This window comes from Alistipes sp. AF48-12, assembly GCF_003477565.1.
Classification (GTDB): Bacteria; Bacteroidota; Bacteroidia; order Bacteroidales; family Rikenellaceae; genus Alistipes_A; species Alistipes_A hominis.
On the sequence record NZ_QUDJ01000002.1, the window covers coordinates 21,394 to 39,920 of the forward strand.

16 protein-coding genes are annotated in these 18,527 nt (G+C 58.7%); 4 read left to right on the forward strand and 12 right to left on the reverse strand.

Features of this window, described 5'->3' with window-relative positions:
- Positions 1-6 precede the first annotated feature (6 nt).
- Positions 7-2,847 (forward strand): DNA polymerase I, encoded by a 2,841-nt coding sequence (gene polA / locus DW082_RS01325; protein ID WP_118457005.1) that lies wholly within the window; start codon positions 7-9, stop codon positions 2,845-2,847.
- A gap of 131 nt (positions 2,848-2,978) precedes the next feature.
- Here polA and rnr read toward each other — a convergent pair whose 3' ends face one another.
- The 10 genes from rnr to trxB form a co-directional block, all read right to left on the reverse strand.
- Positions 2,979-5,168 (reverse strand): ribonuclease R, encoded by a 2,190-nt coding sequence (rnr, locus tag DW082_RS01330; protein ID WP_118457117.1) that lies wholly within the window; start codon positions 5,166-5,168, stop codon positions 2,979-2,981.
- 85 nt (positions 5,169-5,253) lie between these two features.
- Positions 5,254-6,633, reverse strand: coding sequence for a hypothetical protein (locus DW082_RS01335; protein ID WP_118457006.1), 1,380 nt, complete (start codon positions 6,631-6,633; stop codon positions 5,254-5,256).
- Between the two features lie 138 nt (positions 6,634-6,771).
- Positions 6,772-7,065, reverse strand: coding sequence for a ribosome hibernation-promoting factor, HPF/YfiA family (gene hpf / locus DW082_RS01340; RefSeq protein ID WP_055202497.1), 294 nt, complete (start codon positions 7,063-7,065; stop codon positions 6,772-6,774).
- Positions 7,034-7,975 carry a tyrosine-type recombinase/integrase gene (locus tag DW082_RS01345; protein WP_055202499.1) on the reverse strand — a complete coding sequence of 314 codons (942 nt, stop codon included), beginning with the start codon at positions 7,973-7,975 and terminating at the stop codon, positions 7,034-7,036. Before DW082_RS01345 ends, hpf begins: the two co-directional genes overlap by 32 nt.
- Positions 7,976-8,048: 73 nt before the next feature.
- Positions 8,049-8,240 carry a 30S ribosomal protein S21 gene (gene rpsU, locus DW082_RS01350; RefSeq protein WP_055202501.1) on the reverse strand — a complete coding sequence of 64 codons (192 nt, stop codon included), beginning with the start codon at positions 8,238-8,240 and terminating at the stop codon, positions 8,049-8,051.
- Positions 8,241-8,442: 202 nt separating this feature from the next.
- Positions 8,443-9,474, reverse strand: coding sequence for a helix-hairpin-helix domain-containing protein (locus DW082_RS01355; RefSeq protein ID WP_118457008.1), 1,032 nt, complete (start codon positions 9,472-9,474; stop codon positions 8,443-8,445).
- Between the two features lie 5 nt (positions 9,475-9,479).
- Positions 9,480-9,905, reverse strand: a complete 426-nt coding sequence (locus tag DW082_RS14820; RefSeq protein WP_259335453.1) for a hypothetical protein — start codon at positions 9,903-9,905, stop codon at positions 9,480-9,482.
- A 68-nt stretch (positions 9,906-9,973) separates the two neighbouring features.
- Positions 9,974-11,320, reverse strand: coding sequence for a menaquinone biosynthesis decarboxylase (locus tag DW082_RS01360; protein ID WP_259335454.1), 1,347 nt, complete (start codon positions 11,318-11,320; stop codon positions 9,974-9,976).
- A 63-nt stretch (positions 11,321-11,383) separates the two neighbouring features.
- Positions 11,384-12,349: an acyltransferase gene (locus DW082_RS01365; protein ID WP_101571750.1), complete on the reverse strand. Its 966-nt coding sequence runs from the start codon at positions 12,347-12,349 to the stop codon at positions 11,384-11,386.
- 11 nt (positions 12,350-12,360) lie between these two features.
- Positions 12,361-13,290 (reverse strand): thioredoxin-disulfide reductase, encoded by a 930-nt coding sequence (trxB, locus tag DW082_RS01370; RefSeq protein WP_101572049.1) that lies wholly within the window; start codon positions 13,288-13,290, stop codon positions 12,361-12,363.
- A 196-nt stretch (positions 13,291-13,486) separates the two neighbouring features.
- Between trxB and DW082_RS14405 the strand changes: the two genes are divergently transcribed.
- Complete coding sequence (locus DW082_RS14405) at positions 13,487-14,584, forward strand: peptidoglycan DD-metalloendopeptidase family protein (RefSeq protein WP_153497792.1); 1,098 nt, start codon at positions 13,487-13,489, stop codon at positions 14,582-14,584.
- A 29-nt stretch (positions 14,585-14,613) separates the two neighbouring features.
- Entirely contained in the window at positions 14,614-15,246 is a 633-nt protein-coding gene (locus tag DW082_RS01380) for a LysE family translocator (protein WP_118457010.1), read from the forward strand.
- Positions 15,247-15,248: 2 nt separating this feature from the next.
- On the opposite strand, the gene DW082_RS01385 is transcribed toward DW082_RS01380, so the two are convergent.
- Both DW082_RS01385 and uvrB read right to left on the reverse strand, forming a co-directional pair.
- Positions 15,249-15,752 (reverse strand): GtrA family protein, encoded by a 504-nt coding sequence (locus DW082_RS01385; RefSeq protein ID WP_055202513.1) that lies wholly within the window; start codon positions 15,750-15,752, stop codon positions 15,249-15,251.
- A complete protein-coding gene (gene uvrB / locus DW082_RS01390) occupies positions 15,749-17,782 on the reverse strand; it encodes an excinuclease ABC subunit UvrB (protein ID WP_055202515.1) in 2,034 nt (677 codons plus the stop codon). Before uvrB ends, DW082_RS01385 begins: the two co-directional genes overlap by 4 nt.
- Before the next feature lie 104 nt (positions 17,783-17,886).
- Here uvrB and DW082_RS01395 point away from each other — a divergent pair, with 104 nt between their 5' ends.
- Positions 17,887-18,471, forward strand: a complete 585-nt coding sequence (locus DW082_RS01395; RefSeq protein WP_118457012.1) for a manganese efflux pump MntP family protein — start codon at positions 17,887-17,889, stop codon at positions 18,469-18,471.
- The last annotated feature ends 56 nt before the right edge of the window (positions 18,472-18,527 follow it).

The window sequence follows — 18,527 nt, forward strand, 5'->3', positions numbered from 1 at the left end:
GAAAAGATGAAAAAACTATTCCTGATCGACGCTTACGCGCTGATATTCCGATTCTATTACGCATTCATTGGTCGTCCGATGCGGAACGCCGACGGCGTCAACACCTCGGCTGTTTTCGGCTTCGTCCGCTACATCAACGAGATCATTCGCCGCGAAAACCCGCACTACCTCGGCGTGGCGTTCGATCCGCCGGGCGGCAATTTCCGGCACGAACTGTTCGCCGACTACAAAGCCAACCGCGGCGAAACGCCGGAGGACATCATCGTCTCGGTTCCGTACATTAAGGAGTTCCTCGAAGCGATGCGAATCCCGGTGATCGAAGTCCCCGGATACGAAGCCGACGACGTGATCGGCACGCTGTCGCGCGAAGCGGCCGAAGCCGGATTCGAAGTGTTCATGGTCACACCGGACAAGGACTATGGCCAGTTGATCCGTCCGAACGTCTATATCTACAAACAACGCAAAGGCGGCAACGAAGGAGTCGAAATCATCGGCTGCGAACAGGTCTGCGAGCACTACGGCATCGACGACCCAAAACAAGTAATCGACATTCTCGCGCTGTGGGGCGATGCCTCGGACAACATCCCGGGCGTGCCGGGCATCGGCGAGAAGAGCGCCGTGAAGCTGATCTGCCAGTACGGTACGGTCGAGAACCTGCTCGACAATACCGAAAAACTCTCCGGCAAACAGCGGGAGAATATCGAACGATTGCGCGAACAAATCCTGCTGGCCAAACGGCTGGCAACCATCGAACAGCACGTTCCGGTGGCTTTCGAACCCGAAAAAATGGTCATGGAATCGCCGGACGCCGACCGTCTGGCCGAGGTTTTCCAGGAACTGGGGTTTCGCTCGCTGCTGCAGGAAATGCGGCAAGGACATCCCGACGCCGGCATTCTGACGGACGGCAAACCCGCGCGGCCCAAATCCGGCGTTTCGCCTTCCGCACCCCAGACGACCGGGGCTCCGAACCTGTTCTCGGCGCTCGAACAAACGGCAGGCGGGAGTTCCGGACAGGCCGACCTGTTCGGCGCAAGCACCTACGAAACGATCGACACCGTCGCGCACACCTACCACATCGTCGAAACGCAGCAAGCGCTCGAAGCGCTGCGCGACCGGCTCGCCGCCGTCCGTGAATTCTGTTTCGACACCGAAACCACCGGCTTCGACGTATTCGGCGACCGGCTGGTCGGTATTTCGGTCGCCGTCGAACCGCACGAAGCCTGGTACATCCCGTGCAACCCGGAAAACACGAAAAGAATCATCGACACGCTACGCCCGGTTTTCGAAGACGAGCGAATCGCTAAAATCGGGCAGAACGTCAAATTCGACATCATGATGCTGCGCAGCGCCGGCACCGAGGTGCGCGGTATGCTTTACGACACGATGATTATCCACTACCTGCTGGACCCCGAATCCCGGCACGGCATGGATCACCTCGCCCGCACGCTGCTGAACTATTCGCCGGTACCGATCGAAGAGTTGATCGGCAAAGGGGTCCGCCAGATCACGATGGACCGCGTGCCGATCGAAAAAGCGGCCGCTTACGCCGCCGAAGACGCCGACGTGACGCTGCGGCTGCAACTGCGCCTATGGCCGCAGTTGCAACAGGCCGGACTCGAAGAACTGTACCGGACGATCGAGGAACCGCTGATCCGCGTGCTGGCCGACATCGAGATGACCGGCGTAAAGATCGACGCCGAAGCGCTGGCGGCCTCGGGCCGCGAGCTCTCCGGACAACTTGTCGGACTCGAAGAACGCATCCGGGAACTGTGCGGCGATCCGTCGCTGAATGTCAACTCGGCCAAACAACTGGGCGAGGCGCTGTTCGCCCGGCTGAAGATCGACCCGAACCCGCGCAAGACCAAAACCAAACAATATCGCACCGACGAGGAGTACCTGCAGATGCTCTCCGACCGCCACCCGGTCGTCGGACTGATCCTCGAATACCGCGGCCTGCGCAAGCTGCTTTCGACCTACGTCGAAGCGCTGCCGCAACTGATCAATCCGCAGACCGGACGCATCCACACCTCGTTCAACCAAGCCGTCACCGCAACCGGGCGGCTCAGTTCGACGAACCCGAACCTGCAAAACATCCCGGTGCGCGACGAACAGGGCCGCGAGATCCGCAAGGCGTTCGTACCGTCGGACGACGAACACCTGCTGCTCTCGGCCGACTATTCGCAGGTCGAACTGCGGCTGATGGCGCACTTGAGCGGCGACGCGGTCATGATCGACGCCTTCGCGCACGATGCCGATATCCACACGGCGACCGCCGCGCGAATCTTCGGCGTCGCTCCGGCCGACGTAACGCGCGAACAGCGGCGGCAGGCCAAAACGGCCAACTTCGGCATCATTTACGGCATCTCCGCTTTCGGGCTCGCCCAACGGCTGCAAATTCCGCGCACCGAAGCGAAAGCGATCATCGACGGATATTTCGCCACCTTCCCGGGCGTCAAAAAATACATGGAGGACGTGGTAAGCAAAGCCCGCGAAACCGGCTACGTCAGCACGCTGTTCGGACGCAAGCGGATGCTGCCGGACATCCGTTCGGGCAATGCGGTCGTCCGCGGGCTGGCCGAGCGCAACGCGATCAACGCCCCGATCCAGGGCGGCGCGGCCGACATCATGAAACTGGCGATGATCGCCGTACACCGCGAGTTGCGCGAACGCGGACTGCTGTCGCGCATCATCCTGCAGGTACACGACGAACTGGTCATCGACCTGCTGAAAAGCGAAGAAGACGAAGTGCGCGAACTGGTCGTCCGTTGCATGGAGAACGCCGCGCGACTCAAAGTAGCGCTGATCGCCGACTGCGGTATCGGGAAGAACTGGGTCGAGGCCCATTGACTTCCCCTGAAAATCTGACGGACGACCGGGAAAACCGGACAAAACCGCCTGCAACGCAAACGGCCGGAGCGATATCGCTCCGGCCGTTTGCGTTGCGTTCCGTTTCGGGAACCGCGCGCCTTCCCGCGCCGTTATTCGACCCGAATCGCCTCTTTCGTATCGAAATCATACGATGCCACGAGGTCGAAATCGAGCTGCTTGCGTTGCAGATCGGCCCGCGTCACGCGGATGCGCACTTCGTCGCCCAGGGTAAACGTCCGCTTGTGCTCGCGCCCGCGAACCGCGTAATTCTCCTCGTCGAACACGTAAAAATCGTCGGTCATGTCGCGCAGCGCGACCATCCCTTCGATCTTCGTATCCTCCAACTCGACGTAAATGCCCCACTCGGTAATGCCCGAAATATGGCCGTCGAACTCCTGATCGAGCTTGTCGAGCATGAATTCGACCATTTTGTACTTGATCGAGGCCCGTTCGGCATCGGCGGCACGCACCTCCATCGCCGACGAATGCTCGCACAGGCGTTCGTAATACTCCTTATCCTCGGACTTTCCGCCGGCCAGGTAGTGCGCGAGCAAACGGTGCACCATCATATCCGGATAACGACGGATCGGCGAAGTAAAATGCGTATAATAGTCGAACGCCAGCCCGTAGTGCCCGATATTGTCGGTCGAATAGGTCGCTTTGGCCATCGAACGGATCGCCAACGTCGAAATGATGTTCTCTTCCTTACGGCCGTGTATTTTCTTCATCAGCCGGTTGATCTCCTTCGCCACGGCCTTGTTTCCCTGCGCCTTCATCTGATAGCCGAACCGCGTTACGAAACTGCGGAACTGCGCCATTTTATCGGTGTTGGGCTTGTCGTGAATCCGGTATACGAACGTGCGATCGCTGTTCTGCACTCCTTTGCGCTTGCGGCCTACGAATTCGGCCACCTTGCGATTGGCCAGCAACATGAACTCCTCGATCAGTTGGTTCGACTCTTTGATCTCCTTGAAATAAACGCGCAGCGGTTTGCCGTTCTCGTCCAGTTCGAACTTCGCCTCGTCGCGCTCGAAATTGATCGAACCGTTGCGGAAACGCTCGGCGCGCAACTTTTGAGCCAGGTCGTTCAGCAGCAGGATTTCGTCGGACAGATCGCCTCGTCCCGTTTCGATCACGTCCTGCGCTTCCTGATAAGTGAACCGGCGGTCGGAATAAATCACCGTCCGCCCGAACCATTCCTGCTGCACTTCGGCTTCGGGGCTCAGCTCGAAAATCGCCGAGAAACACAGTTTTTCTTCGTTCGGGCGCAGCGAGCACAGTCCGTTCGACAACCGTTCGGGCAGCATCGGCACCGTTCGGTCGACCAGGTAGACCGACGTGGCGCGGGACTGTCCCTCGGCGTCGATCATATCGCCCGGATGCACGTAGTGCGTCACGTCGGCAATGTGTACGCCGACTTCGAAATTACCGTTCGGCAGGCGCCGGATCGAAAGCGCGTCGTCGAAATCCTTCGCATCGGCCGGGTCGATCGTAAAGGTCGTCACGCCGCGCATATCGCGCCGGCGGGCGATCTCCTTCGCATCGATCGTATCGGGAATCTTCTCGGCCTGCTGTTCGACCTCTTGCGGATAACTGTACGGCAGATCGAATTCGGCCAGAATCGCATGCATTTCGGTATTGTTGTTCCCCGGAGTGCCGAACACGTCGACGATCTCCCCTTCGGGACTCTTCATCGTATCGGGCCAGCCGACAATGTTGACCAGCACTTTCTGTCCCTGTTTCGCACCGTTCAGCGAACGTTCGGGAATAAAAATATCGTGCGCCATCTTACGGCTATCGACATGCACGAAAGCGAAATTGTCGGAACGTTCGACCACGCCGACGTACTTTTTCGGCGAGCGATCGATCACTTCGACGACCTCCCCTTCGGGATTTCCGCCGCGCCCCTTACGCGTAATGGCCACTTTCACCCGGTCGCCGTGCAGCGCATGTCCGGCGCGCGACGCATTGACGTAAACATCCTTGTCCATCCCTTCGACGATCACGTAAAGCGCGCCCGAAGAGGTCATATCGACCGTTCCTTCGACCGTTTCGCGCTGCGAACCGCTGAGGCTGTATTTTCCCTCGGATACCTGACGGATCACTCCCTGCCTGAGAAAGTCGTGCACGATCGCGCGCACCTGATCTTTCTGCTCCCGGGTCGCGGCTCCGGCGGCCGCACTCAGACTTTTCACCGAATAACGTTTGTCCGGCAACGTGCGGAACAGCTCCATGATCAGCGTTGCGGGATCGGTGTACAGACCTTTTTCCTTGCCGGAGGTCTTTTTTCCTTTTGCCATAATCTCTCTTTTAAACAGGTACAAAGTTAGGCAAATAGTTCGCATTCTTCCAAAACAGTCGGAAGAATTTGTACGAAACTGCGGATCAGCGGATTTTCCCGTCCGTAAAGCGGTGCAGTCCGCGATCTTTCATCCACAGGCCGAGGTAGCAGAACGCCGCATGGTAGGCGACCCACTCCTCGCGCGACGGATAAAAGTCTTCCTGCCGCTGCTGGTAATACTGTCCCGTCGTATCGCGGGCCTGCATCCGCAACATCTCCTGCGCCCGCACGTCCGCCCAGGCCGACGCCGGGACGTCGAAACCCTTGTCCCAGCCGAAAGCCATCGCCATCACGTCCATCATCAGAAAATTCGCCTGGCGGCCGTACCCCCAGTCGTTGCCTTCGGGGTAGTAAATCTGCGGAGTCGCCTCCCCTTTATCGCCGCGCACGTACATCGTGCGACCGTCGCCGACCGGGCGGAGCGCCAGCGTCCGGTACAGTAAATCGCCGTTGTAAACCGTCGCCCGCGGCATCCGCAGACCCGCCAACCGCCAGATCCAAGCGTTGTACCCGTTGTGCATGAAAGCGGTCATGTAATCCGGATGCAGGATATTGTGGTTGACCACGATTCCGTAAGCATCCACATTGCTGCCGCGCAGGATTTCGTTCAGTCTGAAACCATTGATCTTCCGTTTACTGCGCAAATCCTGCGGTGCGGCGTAGGCCGAAAGCTGCAACTCGACCGACTTATCGTACCAACCCTTCCAATGCGGATGCTCCGGCATCATCGCGGCGGCGATCACCAGAATCGTCGAGTTCCACGAATTTTCCTCGGCCTTGCTGTCCCCCTTGAAGACCACTTTCCCGTTCGCATCCCTGTAATACGGAACCTCGTAGTCGATCAGCCGGTCGGCCTCGTCGACGGCCATCCGGCGTACCAGCTCCCGATCCTGCGGCGTCAGGTCGTCCCACAGCAGCCAACCCGCCGTAGCGGCGAAACTGGCCCACAGCGCGCTCTGCCACTCGTGTCCCCAGCCTTTGTCGCCGGCATTCACCCGATGCCGCGCCGCGAGCGAGGCAGTCATTCGCACCGCCTTGGCGACCGCTTCTGTTTCAGAAACGCCGGTAACCGCCGGATCGTATACCCCGAATTTCAACGACACGGCCAACGCGAGCGCTTCGCTGGCCACCGGACGGATATGATGTTCGCGGATCCCGCCGAAATTGAGGTATTCGCCCGACTGGCCTCCCAATTTTTTCACCTGGTCGTACCACTTGTTCAGCGCATATTTGTTGCTGTTCAACAGAATCGTTCTCACGCGGTCTTCCAACCTCCCGCTTACCGGAGCCGGATCGAACCGGGCCCAGCGTACCGGCGCTACCGCTTCCGGATCGTTCCCCGACGGACGGACGGTCCCGACAGCGCGGGAACACCCGCAAACGCAGGCGAAAACCAGTAAAAATCTCAGCGGATCGTTTTTCATAATATCGGATTCAAGTTAGTCTCATACGCGAGGCATCCGGCTTATGCAACCGTTTGCACAAAGATATGGATTTTACTGCAGAAACGAAAACCGTCCCCCCGGAATCCGGAGGGACGGCCACGATATCGTCCGTTTTTTCTAACGGTGTTTCTCTTTATACTTATCGATCTGCTTTTTAATAGCGTCGAGACACTGATCGATCGCTTCTTCAAAAGTTTTGCAACGACGTTCGGCAACCAATTCGCTGCCGGCGACATCCATTTTTACGACGGCCACTTTATTGCCCAGTTCATCGTCTTTGTCGACTTTCAGGTTTACCTGCGCGGAGAGAACACCCTCAACAAACCGATCCATTTTGTCCATTTTGTGTTGAATGAAGTCGACGAGTCTCTGGTCGGCATCAAACTTTACGGATTGAATCTGCACTTTCATAATTATCCTCCTTATCTTTTTTAGCCCTCGGATGGGCGTGATTATAGATCTCTTTGAGCTTCTCGATGCTGTTGTGCGTGTACACCTGCGTCGTTTCGAGACTGGCGTGTCCGAGCAGCTCTTGAATCACTCGGATATCGGCCCCGTGGTTCAGTAGGTGAGTGGCGAACGTATGCCTCAGCACATGCGGGCTGCTCTTGCCTTGTACGCCCGCTCCTTTCAGCACCTCATGCACCGCATTGTACACTTCACTGCGCCCGATCGGCTTTCCTTGTTGCGTTAAAATTAAGAAATTATTTCCGTTTTTACAAATATTTTGCGCTTCGATCAGCTCCCGATAATGCCGTACCCGCGCGGCTACCGGCTCGATCACCGGGACGATCCGCTCCTTATCTCCTTTGCCCCTCACCTTCAACGTCCGGTATCCGTCCGAGAAATCTTCCGTCCGTATACCGGTCAGTTCTGCAAGACGGATGCCAGTCGCGTAAAACAACAGCACCACGACGGCGTCCCGTTCCGTAGAAAAATCGTCGGATGGTTGCATCAGCGATGCGACGATGCGCTGCATCCGGCTTTCTTCGACGAACGACGGCAGTCGCTGCGGCGTTTTCAGCGCCGTGATATGCGCGAAAAGATCCGATTCAACGATCCGTTGCTTGCGAAGGTAGCGAAAATAGGCCTTTACCGACGAGATTTTCCGGTTGATGCTCCGTGCCGCCATTTTTTCCGTGCCGCCGAGCGAGACGATCCAAGCCCGCAGATCGTCGGCCGTCACCCGCGCCGGGTCGAACGGTTCCGCCCCGTCCCGCGTACAGAACCGAGCGAAGCGGCGGATGTCGTCTCCATAGGCTTTCACGGTCAGTTCCGAATAACGCCTTTCGGCGCGCAGGTATGTCAGGAATTCGTCCATTGCCGTAAAGGTAAATAAAAAACCGTCCGGAACGTAGTTCCGGACGGTCTCGTTTATGATAAAAACACGCGTACTATTCTTCCTCCCGCTTCAACTGCTCGACGTAGATCGCATGCAGCTTGTTCTCACGCGCCGTAATGGACGGCTTCGTAAAATATTGGCGGCGACGGAGTTCTTTCAGCACACCGGTTCTTTCGTATTTTCTTTTAAATTTTTTGAGTGCGCGTTCAATGTTTTCGCCCTCTTTGATCGGCATGATAATCATTTTGCAAAAATGGTTTTAAATTTTTTAGTAATCAAAATTCGTAAATCGGTGTAAACCGACGCTCCCGCGCGGGTTTACTGCACTCTGAAACAGAGATACGGAGAGAGCTTCTCAGCCTGCTGCTCCGAAATGATATGTTGCTCTGTCAAATCTCTTATACTACGCCAACCTCCTTTTAATTGTCGGTATTTCAATAACCGGTTTAAAACTCGTTCCGGCAGGTAGGATGATCCCTCAACTGCAACGGGAGTGCAAAGTTAATATCAATTTTTTGAATTTTACTACTGTCTACCCAAATTTGTTGCAAAATGCGGCGATAATTTTCATCGGTCATCCCCTCGATCTCGCGTAGCTGCCCGATCCGGGCGAATCCGCCGAGCCGTTCGCGGTAACGCACGATTCGGCCGGCCGTCAGCGGCCCGATCCCCCTCACCGCGACCAACGCGGCCGAATCGGCTCCGTTCAGCTCGACCGGGCCGGAAACCGAATCCGGCGCACCGCGCTTCTCCAGAAGTTCTTCACGGCGCCCGACAACCGAATCAATCCGGATATAGGGTTCCAGTTTTCGGTAGCGGTCGGCCGACACCATACGGCAGCGCGCGAAGTCGGCGGCCGTGCGGAAAACGGCTCCGGCCTGCCGGTAATGCACGATGCCGTCGGCCTGTTTCGGCGAAAAGCCCAGGCGCAACAACCCGTCCCGGTCGATCGTGTTCGGATCGAAAAGAAACAGCGAATTCTGCGCCGGAATCCGCCCCTCCCGGACGGAATCCGTCCCCGTCTCCGGTTTCGAAAAATTTCCTCCTGCGCGGATCGCGATATAAGGCGACAATTCGCGGAACTTCCGGTCGGAAACCATACGGCAGCGCGCGAAGTCGGCGGCCGTACGGAAAACGGCCCCGGCCTGCCGGTAATGCACGATGCCGTCGGCCTGTTTCGGCGAAAAACCCAGACGCAACAACCCGTCCCGATCGACCGTATTCGGATCGAAAAGAAACGGTCGGACGGAATCCGTCCGGTACTCAGCCGCCCGCGCACGGGAATTTTTCGCCCGATACGACGAATCGAGCGCCCGATCGCCGTACATCGTGAAACTCCGCTCGAAACGGGGTTTGCCTTGCCACAGAAACAGCAGCGCGATCAGCACCAGCAACGGAATCAGCAGCAGGATCCGCCTCCCTTCGCGGCCGGAGCAGGTCGTCCAGGCCTTCAGCAACGCTTTCAGACGCTCTTTCATCGGATTCAGTATTCGGCGGACGCGCGCCGTTGCAGTTTCAGGTAGCGCAACGACGGGGACTCCGTCCGCGGCCCGAGTCCGTACTCCTCCCAGCGGGCGTCGACCCGCGCGATCGTTTCGGGCGACGACGCCACCACGTTCGGCCAGCGGCGCGCGAACCCATTCACTCCGCCGGCTTTCGTCCGGGCGTCGAAAATCGCCGTGCCGCCGGAAAACGCCACGTCGCGCGACGGATCGCAGTTCGACGAAGCGAGCCACAGCAGATCCCCGTAGGAAAATCCGTAGGCCCCGGCATCCAACAGGACGGCCAGCGGCAGGTCCGAGACCCCGTTCCGTCGCAGAAACGCCGGAACATCGGGTACGACGGACGAGGCGGCATAGAGCAGCAACACGCCCCACGACGCGCACAGCGAATCGTCCGCCCTCTCCACGCCGCAACAGTTTTCCCACCGCTGCGGCAGTCCGACGGGCGGTACGGCGCCGTCCGGATCGACCCCGGTCAGATCGAGGCCAGTTTTCCGCCGAGCCCCATCCGGGGAGCGGCATGATCGAGCACATCCAGCGGCCCGCGCGACAGCACGACGTCTTCCGGAACGCGCACGCGGCGCAGCAACTGCCGCAACACCTCCGGATCGCGGACGTCCCTGCCAGACGATGCGACCGCCATGTATTTGTTGAACATCATCTGCCCCGCGCCCCACAACGACGAAGCGACCTTCAACGCTTGCCCCGGATAGTTCCGCACGATATCGACGACCGCAATGTTATGGGCCGCACCCTGCACGGGCATATACAGATCCCTGACCTCCGAAAGCATAGCCCGGCGGATCGGCGCGAGGAAAATCTTTTCGGTAGCCTTGGCGATGTAAGCGTCCTCCTGCGGCGGCACGCCGACGATCGTCGCCGGATAGACCGCGCCCCGGCGGTGCGTAACGGCCGTGACGTGGAACACCGGATAAGCGTCTTCGAGCGAATAGAAACCGGTATGGTCGCCGAAAGGTCCTTCGGTCGTCTTCGGCTCGGCCGGATCGACATAGCCCTCGATCACGAAATCGCAGTCTCCGGGCACCCGCAGATCCGAAGTCAGGCAGCGCACCAGTTCGACGGGACGGCGACGCAGAAACCCGGCCAGCAAGTACTCGTCCATGTTATCGGGCATCGGCGCCGTCGCAGCATAAGTGTACGCCGGATCGCCGCCCAGACACACCGCCACCGGCATTCGCCGTCCCAGCTCCGCATACCTGCGGTAGTGGCGCTCGCCGGTCTTATGCAGGTGCCAGTGCATTCCGGTCGTATGCTCCGACAGGATTTGCATCCGGTACATCCCCACGTTGCGCACGCCGCTGTCCGGATCGACCGTATTCACCAGAGGCAGGGTCACGAAGCGGCCGCCGTCGTGCGGCCAGCACCGGAGCACCGGCAGCAGACTGAGACGGGCCTCTTCGCCTGTCAGCACGACCTGCTGGCAGGCTCCGCGCCCGCCGCGGTTGCGCGGCAGCCAGCGCGACATCTTTTCCAGCACCGGCAGCATACGCAACTTGTCCATCAGCGACGGCTTCGGCGAAGTCAATTCGCCGAACAGCGCGTCGATCCGCTCGGTAAGCTCTCCGAGCCGTTCCACGCCGAGCGCCATCGCGATCCGGCGGTCGGAACCCATCATGTTGGTCAGCACGGGGAACGCCGTCCCGGTATTTTCGAACAGCAGGGCCCTTCCCCCTCCGGGCCGCTTCGACTCGCGGTCGGTCAATTCCGCAATCTCAAACTGCGGATCGACCGGCACGCGGACCCGGGCCAGTTCGCCGGCCCGTTCGAGCGCCCCGATATAATCGGTCAGATTTTTATACATAGCACGATTCGAATGAAATCTTTCGGATACGGTCTCCGTACGGACCGATCCGGAAGGCGCGGATCACTGCACCAGCAGGTTGCACCCCCGGATTTCGCTGCCCGAAATACGTCCCAACATCCGGAACGCCCCGTCGCCGCACACGACGCCGAGGTCTTCGGTCTGTACGAAAGAACACGAATAAAGGTTCGCCAGATCGATGACGTTGATCCCGCCCGTCCGCCCGGCAGGCAGCGTGCAGAACGGATCGTTCAGATCACGCACCGACACCCGCATCCACGACGGCGTCCGGAAGATGCCCTCGCCGGCGGAATAGGCCTGCGACATCAGCTCGGCCATCCCGTATTCCGAATGGACGGACGGTACGGAGAACGCCCGGCACAACAGTTCGTGAAACGCCTCGCGCGGCAATTCCTCGCGGTGTCCCTTCATGCCGCCGGTCTCCATCACCACCGTATCGTACAGCGGTCCCGGACGCCGTTCGGCCAGATCCCACAGCGCATAACTCACTCCCAACAACACTTTCCGCGCCGTACACGCCCGCATATCGCGCAACAGGGCCTCGTGGTCGTACAGATAAAAACCGCCGCCGGCCCCGTCACGGATCAGCCGGTCGGCCATGTATATCAACGACGACCCTTCCCGTTCGAGGTAGCTGGGCAGCAACGCAAAAACGGCGACCTCGCCGACCGGCCCGTAAAACCGTTCGAAAGCGCGCGTAAAAGCCTGCCGGTAAAGCTCCAGGTCGGCGACATAATGTTTCGCCGGCGTCTGACCGGTCGTGCTGCTACTGGTAAAGACCGTCTCCGGCTCGCGGTCGGCCGCATAAACCCGACGGTTCTTGAAAACCCCGATCGGTAAAAAAGGGATTTCGGAAACCCGCCCGACGGATTGCGGCCCGATCCCGAGCAGGCCGAGGTACTCTCGGTACGGCGCACAAGCCTCCGCCTGGAAGCGGAACACTTCCAGCGCCAGCCGGTCGAACTCTTCGTCGTCGCGGACAGAAAAAATCCGGTTCGGATCGATCATCGCCCGACCTTTTACAGTTGCAACAGGAACCGTTCGCATTCCAGCGCGGCGGCGCACCCCGACCCGGCCGCGGTGATCGCCTGCCGGTAATGCGGATCCTGCACGTCGCCGGCGGCAAAGACGCCGACAATGTTCGTGCGGCAACTCCCCGGCGCCGTTTTGATATATCCTTCGTCGTCGAGTTCCAGCGAGCCCCTGAAAATCTCCGTATTGGGCTGATGCCCGATCGCCACGAAAAAACCGGTCACGCCGAGTTCTTCCTCCCGACCGTCGGCACGGCGCACGCGGACCCCGGTTACGCCGGAATCGTCGCCGAGCACCTCCTGCGTCGTGGTCTCGAAACGGATCTCGATGTTCGGCGTGGTCATCACGCGTTCCTGCATCGCCTTCGACGCCCGGAAACGATCCTTACGCACGATCATATACACTTTCCGGCAGATCGTCGCGAGATAGGCCGCCTCTTCACAGGCCGAATCGCCGCCGCCGACCACCACGACGTCCTGTCCCCGATAGAAAAAGCCGTCGCACGTAGCGCACGCCGACACGCCCATCCCCCGGAACCGCTGTTCGGACTCCAAACCCAGGTAGCGGGCTTCCGCCCCGGTAGCGATAATCAGCGCTTCCGCCTCGATCCGCTTCTCGCCGTTGACGGTCACCCGAAACGGACGCATCGTGAAATCCACCCCGGTCACCGCACCCATCCGGATATCGGCCCCGTATCTGATCGCCTGCTGCTTCATATTCTCCATCAGGACGCCCCCGTCGATCCCGTCGGGGAATCCCGGAAAATTCTCAATCCGCGTCGTGGTCGTAAGCTGTCCGCCCGGAGCCATCCCTTCGTAAAGGATAGGCGTAAAACCCGCGCGCGAAACATAAATCGCCGCCGTATAACCCGCCGGCCCGCTGCCGACGATCAGGCATTTCGTTTTTTCGGTCTCCATATCGTTATTTTTAATCGTTGCGTAAGTAGCTGCAAAAATCAAACAGATTATACAAATATAGAGGATATTTTCGAAACGGCGCGAATCCGGACGAATTCGTTCCGCCGCGACGGGCCCGGCCGCAGCCGGCGTCGCGGAAATTATGATTTCCCGAAAAAAATGCCTATTTTTATAGCCATAAAAAACAAATCGCCGTATGAGACTGCGTTCATTGATCTTGTCTATTGTCGTAACCATTTTACTTTCAGGATGTTCGTCCGTAAAATCGTTTTTCGGCAGTTCGAAAAAACAGCAGCGGCAAAAGGCCGGAACGGAAGTCGTGGCTGAAAATATTTCCGCACGGACATCCGAATCCGACGGCAATTCGCTCTCTGAAAATTTAAAATCCGATAACAACGTGTGCGCAATTCCGGGCGTAGAACGTCCGGAAGCGATGATCAAACCGCTGAAGGCGCGACCGGAGATGAGTTTCGGCGAAACCGAAAGCGCGAACGTCCGCATCCCGTTGCGTTATAACAATCCGTTCCCCGAATCGGGCGAACTGGTCGTTCCGCTGTGCGAGCTGGAGACGGAATTCTGTTATCCGTATCCGGGAAAACTGATCTCCCCGTTCGGGCGACGCGGACGTTCGAACCACACCGGTATCGACATCAAGGCGATCCCGAACGACACGATCCGGGCCGCGATGCCGGGCGTCGTGCGGATGTCGAAACCGTACAGCGGATACGGCAACCTCGTCGTGATCCGGCATTACAACGGCATCGAGACCGTCTATGCGCACCAGTCCCGGAATCTCGTCCGGGTGAACGACGTCGTCGAAGCCGGCGACCCGATCGGGTTGGCCGGAAGAACCGGCCGGGCGACCACCGAGCACGTCCATTTCGAAGTACGCGTCGCCAGCGAACCGGTCAATCCGACGCTGCTCGTCGATCCGGACAACCGTTGCCTGCGCAGCGACCAAACTCTTTACTGTTATAACCGGGGCGGAGCGATCCGCGTCTCGACAAAACGCGCGACGACTTATATTCCGGACAGCGACGGCAACCAGCCGATTTTTGCCCAGACCCTCGAACCGGCGGATAAAACGGCCCCCCGGGAATCGTCGCCCGCGACAGCCGCCGAGAGAGACAACTCGCCGCAACAAACCGCGCCGACCTACCACTATGTGAAAAAAGGGGAAACCCTGTCGCACATCGCGGTAAATTACTCGACGACCGTCTCGAAGTTGTGCGCACTGAACGGGATCAAGCCGAACAGTCTGTTGCAGATCAAACAGAAATTGCGCGTCAAATAGCCGTCCGCGGATTTTGAACCGCTCCGCACATGAAACTGCTCGAATTTATCGTCGCCTCGTCGTTACTGACCCTGATGCCGGGTCCGGATATTTTGTTTGTCATGGCCCAAAGCATCGTCCAGGGACGTAAGACGGGGATCGCGGTGGCCTTGGGGCTTTGTTCGGGATTGTTCGTACACACGGCGCTGGCCGCGCTCGGCATCTCGCTGATCATCGCCTCTTCCCCGATCCTGTTTGCCGCCATCCGTTACGCGGGAATCGCCTACCTGATCTATATGGGCATCGTTTCGCTCAGAAGCCGTAACGACGCATCCGTCTCCATCGCGGACAGCACGGCCACCCTGCAAAACGAATCCGCCGGCACGTTCGGCAAGCTCTACCGGACGGGAATCACGATGAACCTGCTGAACCCGAAAATCATCCTTTTCTTCCTCGCGTTTTTTCCGCAATTCCTCGACAAAACATCCGCGACGCCGCGCATCGACATCCTGATCCTCGGCACGACGTTCGCAGCAGTAGCGATTACGATCTTCACGATCGTAGCCCTGGTCGCCGACTGGGTCTCCGCACGGTTCGGCGCACGGCAGATCCCGCCGGCCACGCTGGCCTGGATCCGGGCCGGAGTCTACTGGACGATCGCCATGCTGTTCCTGTTCTACTGACGTCAGCGGCAATTGCCGTCCACGCAGCCCCGGAATGAAAAATATTTCTGCATCAGGTAGCTGTAAGCGACCGAGATCGCTTTGGTGAGGGCGTTCGACGGCGTAGGATAGATCCCGATCACGCCGACGAACAGTTTCATGCACAGATAATTCAACAGGATCGAGCCGCACACGCTCATCAGGTAACGGAACAGTTGCACGCGTCCGCGCAATGGCGAACCGTGAAACGCGATGTGACGGTTCAGCCAGAACCCTGTGAAGAACGTGATCGGAAAAACGATCATCCAGGCGGCGTTATACGACGAAACGGCGACAAAGTCGCCAAGATGCACGACGCCCTCCTTGTCCAGCACGAAATTGTAAAGAATGAAATAAAGCAGCAGGTCGAACCCCATGTTCGCCCCGCCGCAAACCGCGTAACGGAACGTCTGTAACGGCACCAGCCGCCGCAACGGCGGCAGGTAGAAAATATCGATGATGCGGGTCAGTCTCCGGGCGAACGTCATTTCTTTTTCAGGTTTTGCTGTTTTTCCTGCAACGCGTACATCTGGTCGCGGTAAGCGGCGGCGGCGGCAAAATCGAGTTCGCGAGCGGCATTTTCCATCGCTTCGCGGGCGATCTTGATCGCCGATTCAAGGTCGTGCTCGGTCATGTAGGCGGCCACCGGATCGGCCGCCACTGCAAAGCCGCGGTCCCCGGTCAGGTCGTACAGCGCGCCTTCCCCTTTGCGGCCCTGCAACGCTTCGCCGGAAAGGATCGCCCGGCCGCTCTTGATCGCCTGCCGCGGCACCACGCCGTGCAGGTTGTTATAATGTATCTGCTTTTCCCTGCGGCGGTTGGTATCCTGTATCGACAGCCGCATCGAATCGGTGATCTTATCCGCATACATAATTACCCGTCCGCCGACGTTTCGCGCCGCGCGCCCCGCGGTCTGCGTCAGCGAACGCGCGCTTCTCAGAAAGCCCTCCTTGTCGGCGTCCATGATCGCCACCAGCGAAACTTCGGGCAGATCGAGCCCCTCGCGCAACAGGTTTACGCCGATCAGCACGTCGAACAATCCGGCGCGCAGATCGTCGAGGATCTGCACCCGTTCGAGCGTATCGACGTCGGAATGAATATACCGGCAGCGGATTCCCATCCGGTCGAAATATTTATAGAGCTCTTCGGCCATTCGTTTGGTCAGGGTCGTCACCAACACCCGCTCGTCCGCTTCGGCGCGGATTTCGATCTCCTCGACCAGGTCGTCGATCTGGTTCAGCGTCGGACGCACCTCCACCGGCGGATCGACCAGCCCGGTCGGGCGGATAAACTGTTCGACCACCGAACCCTCCGATTTGATCAGCTCGTAGTCGGCCGGCGTGGCGCTCACATAGATCACCTGATTTTCGAGCGATTCGAATTCATTGAACTTCAACGGTCGGTTGTCCAACGCGGCCGGCAACCGGTAGCCGTAATCGACCAAGTTGTTTTTACGCGAACTGTCCCCGCCGAACATCCCCCGTATCTGCGGGATCGTCACGTGACTCTCGTCGATAATCAACAAAAAGTCTTTCGGGAAATAATCGATCAGGCAGAAGGGCCGACTGCCCGGCGAACGCCCGTCGAAATAGCGCGAATAGTTCTCAATCCCGGGACAATAACCCAATTCCTTAATCATCTCCAGGTCGTATTCGACGCGCTGTTTGAGCCGCCGGGCCTCGGTCGGCTTACCGATCGACTCGAAAAACTCGCATTGTTTCCCCAGATCAAGCTGGATCATCCGGATCGCCTGCTCGACCCGTTCGCGCGTCGTCACGAACAGATTGGCCGGATACACGATCACGCGTTCGAGCGATTCGAGCCGCTGTCCGGTCACCGGATCGATCAGGCTGATCATCTCGATCTCGTTATCGAAGAAAACCACCCGATAGCACTTCTCGCCGTAAGCGGCGAAAATATCGACCGTATCGCCGTTTACACGGAACGTGGCCGGCCGGAAATCGTTCTCGCTGCGGGTGTAGAGCGCATCGACCAGCGCGTACAGCAGTTTGTTGCGACTGATCACATCGCCGACTTTCAGCTCGACCGACGTGGCGTGGAAGTCCTCGGGATTGCCGATCCCGTATATGCACGACACGCTCGATACGACGACGATGTCGTTACGGCCGCTCAACAGCGACGAAGTGGCGCTGAGCCGCATTTTCTCGATCCCTTCGTTGATCGACAGATCCTTTTCGATAAAAGTGTCCGTCGTCGGCAGATAGGCTTCGGGCTGGTAATAGTCGTAATAGGAGACGAAATATTCGACCGCATTTTCCGGGAAAAAGTTTTTGAACTCGCCGTAGAGCTGCGCCGCGAGCGTTTTGTTATGGCTCATGATCAGCGTCGGCTTATTCAGCGCGGCGATCACGTTGGCCATCGTAAACGTCTTGCCCGAACCGGTAACGCCGAGCAGCGTATTGTGCCGGCAACCGTCCCGCAACGCCGACACGAGCTGCCCGATCGCTTCGGGCTGATCCCCGGTGGGGCTGTATTCCGATACCAGTTTGAAATCCATGGTGCAAAGGTAAGAATTGATTTAAAAATCCGGTCACGTCGTACCGTTTATTCACAAAACCGGAATTAATGGCTATTTTTGCATAAAATTTAGCACTTTTCCGGATGGGTTTACTTGGGGTCTTACTGTTGGGAGTCGGATTGAGTCTCGACACGTTCGCCGTCTCGCTGTCGCTGGGATTCGCCGGGTGCACGACGCACCGGCAGCGGATGCGTTTCCTGATCGTCATCGGCATCTTCCACTTCCTGATGATCATGGCCGGCTGGTTCCTCGGCGAAAACGTGAGCCGGCTGATCGCCGACTACGACCACTGGGTAGCCTTCGGGCTGCTGGCGATCGTCGGCGGCAAGATGATCAAAGAGGGCCTTTCCGCCGAAGGAGAATCGGTCAACTGCAACGACCTGTTATCGCTACGCAATACGCTGCTGCTCGGCGTGGCGCTCAGCATCGACGCGCTGATCACCGGATTCAGCCTCGGGATGGTCAAGATCAGGTTGTTCGACGGACCGCCGCAGGGCAACACCCTGCTCGCGGCGCTGCTGATCGGCCTGTCGGCTTTCCTGATCTCGGCCGCCGGACTGAAGATCGGCAAACGCGTTTCGTCGCGGCTCGGCCCGAAAGCCGAAATCTTCGGCGGCTTGATCCTGATCGGCATCGGCGTCAAAATCCTGATCGAACACCTCAGCTAGAGCGTTCCGGCCGGCGCGCCGCATCCTACAATCCGAAAATTATCGTAACTTTGGAT

Coding starts and splice junctions, on each gene's coding strand:
- polA (WP_118457005.1), top strand. CDS start 7: ATGAAAAAACTATTCCTGATCGACGCTTACGCGCTGATATTCCGATTC.
- rnr (WP_118457117.1), bottom strand. CDS start 5,168: ATGGCAAAAGGAAAAAAGACCTCCGGCAAGGAAAAAGGTCTGTACACC.
- DW082_RS01335 (WP_118457006.1), bottom strand. CDS start 6,633: ATGAAAAACGATCCGCTGAGATTTTTACTGGTTTTCGCCTGCGTTTGC.
- hpf (WP_055202497.1), bottom strand. CDS start 7,065: ATGAAAGTGCAGATTCAATCCGTAAAGTTTGATGCCGACCAGAGACTC.
- DW082_RS01345 (WP_055202499.1), bottom strand. CDS start 7,975: ATGGACGAATTCCTGACATACCTGCGCGCCGAAAGGCGTTATTCGGAA.
- rpsU (WP_055202501.1), bottom strand. CDS start 8,240: ATGATTATCATGCCGATCAAAGAGGGCGAAAACATTGAACGCGCACTC.
- DW082_RS01355 (WP_118457008.1), bottom strand. CDS start 9,474: ATGAAAGAGCGTCTGAAAGCGTTGCTGAAGGCCTGGACGACCTGCTCC.
- DW082_RS01360 (WP_259335454.1), bottom strand. CDS start 11,320: ATGTATAAAAATCTGACCGATTATATCGGGGCGCTCGAACGGGCCGGC.
- DW082_RS01365 (WP_101571750.1), bottom strand. CDS start 12,349: ATGATCGATCCGAACCGGATTTTTTCTGTCCGCGACGACGAAGAGTTC.
- trxB (WP_101572049.1), bottom strand. CDS start 13,290: ATGGAGACCGAAAAAACGAAATGCCTGATCGTCGGCAGCGGGCCGGCG.
- DW082_RS14405 (WP_153497792.1), top strand. CDS start 13,487: ATGAGACTGCGTTCATTGATCTTGTCTATTGTCGTAACCATTTTACTT.
- DW082_RS01380 (WP_118457010.1), top strand. CDS start 14,614: ATGAAACTGCTCGAATTTATCGTCGCCTCGTCGTTACTGACCCTGATG.
- DW082_RS01385 (WP_055202513.1), bottom strand. CDS start 15,752: ATGACGTTCGCCCGGAGACTGACCCGCATCATCGATATTTTCTACCTG.
- uvrB (WP_055202515.1), bottom strand. CDS start 17,782: ATGGATTTCAAACTGGTATCGGAATACAGCCCCACCGGGGATCAGCCC.
- DW082_RS01395 (WP_118457012.1), top strand. CDS start 17,887: ATGGGTTTACTTGGGGTCTTACTGTTGGGAGTCGGATTGAGTCTCGAC.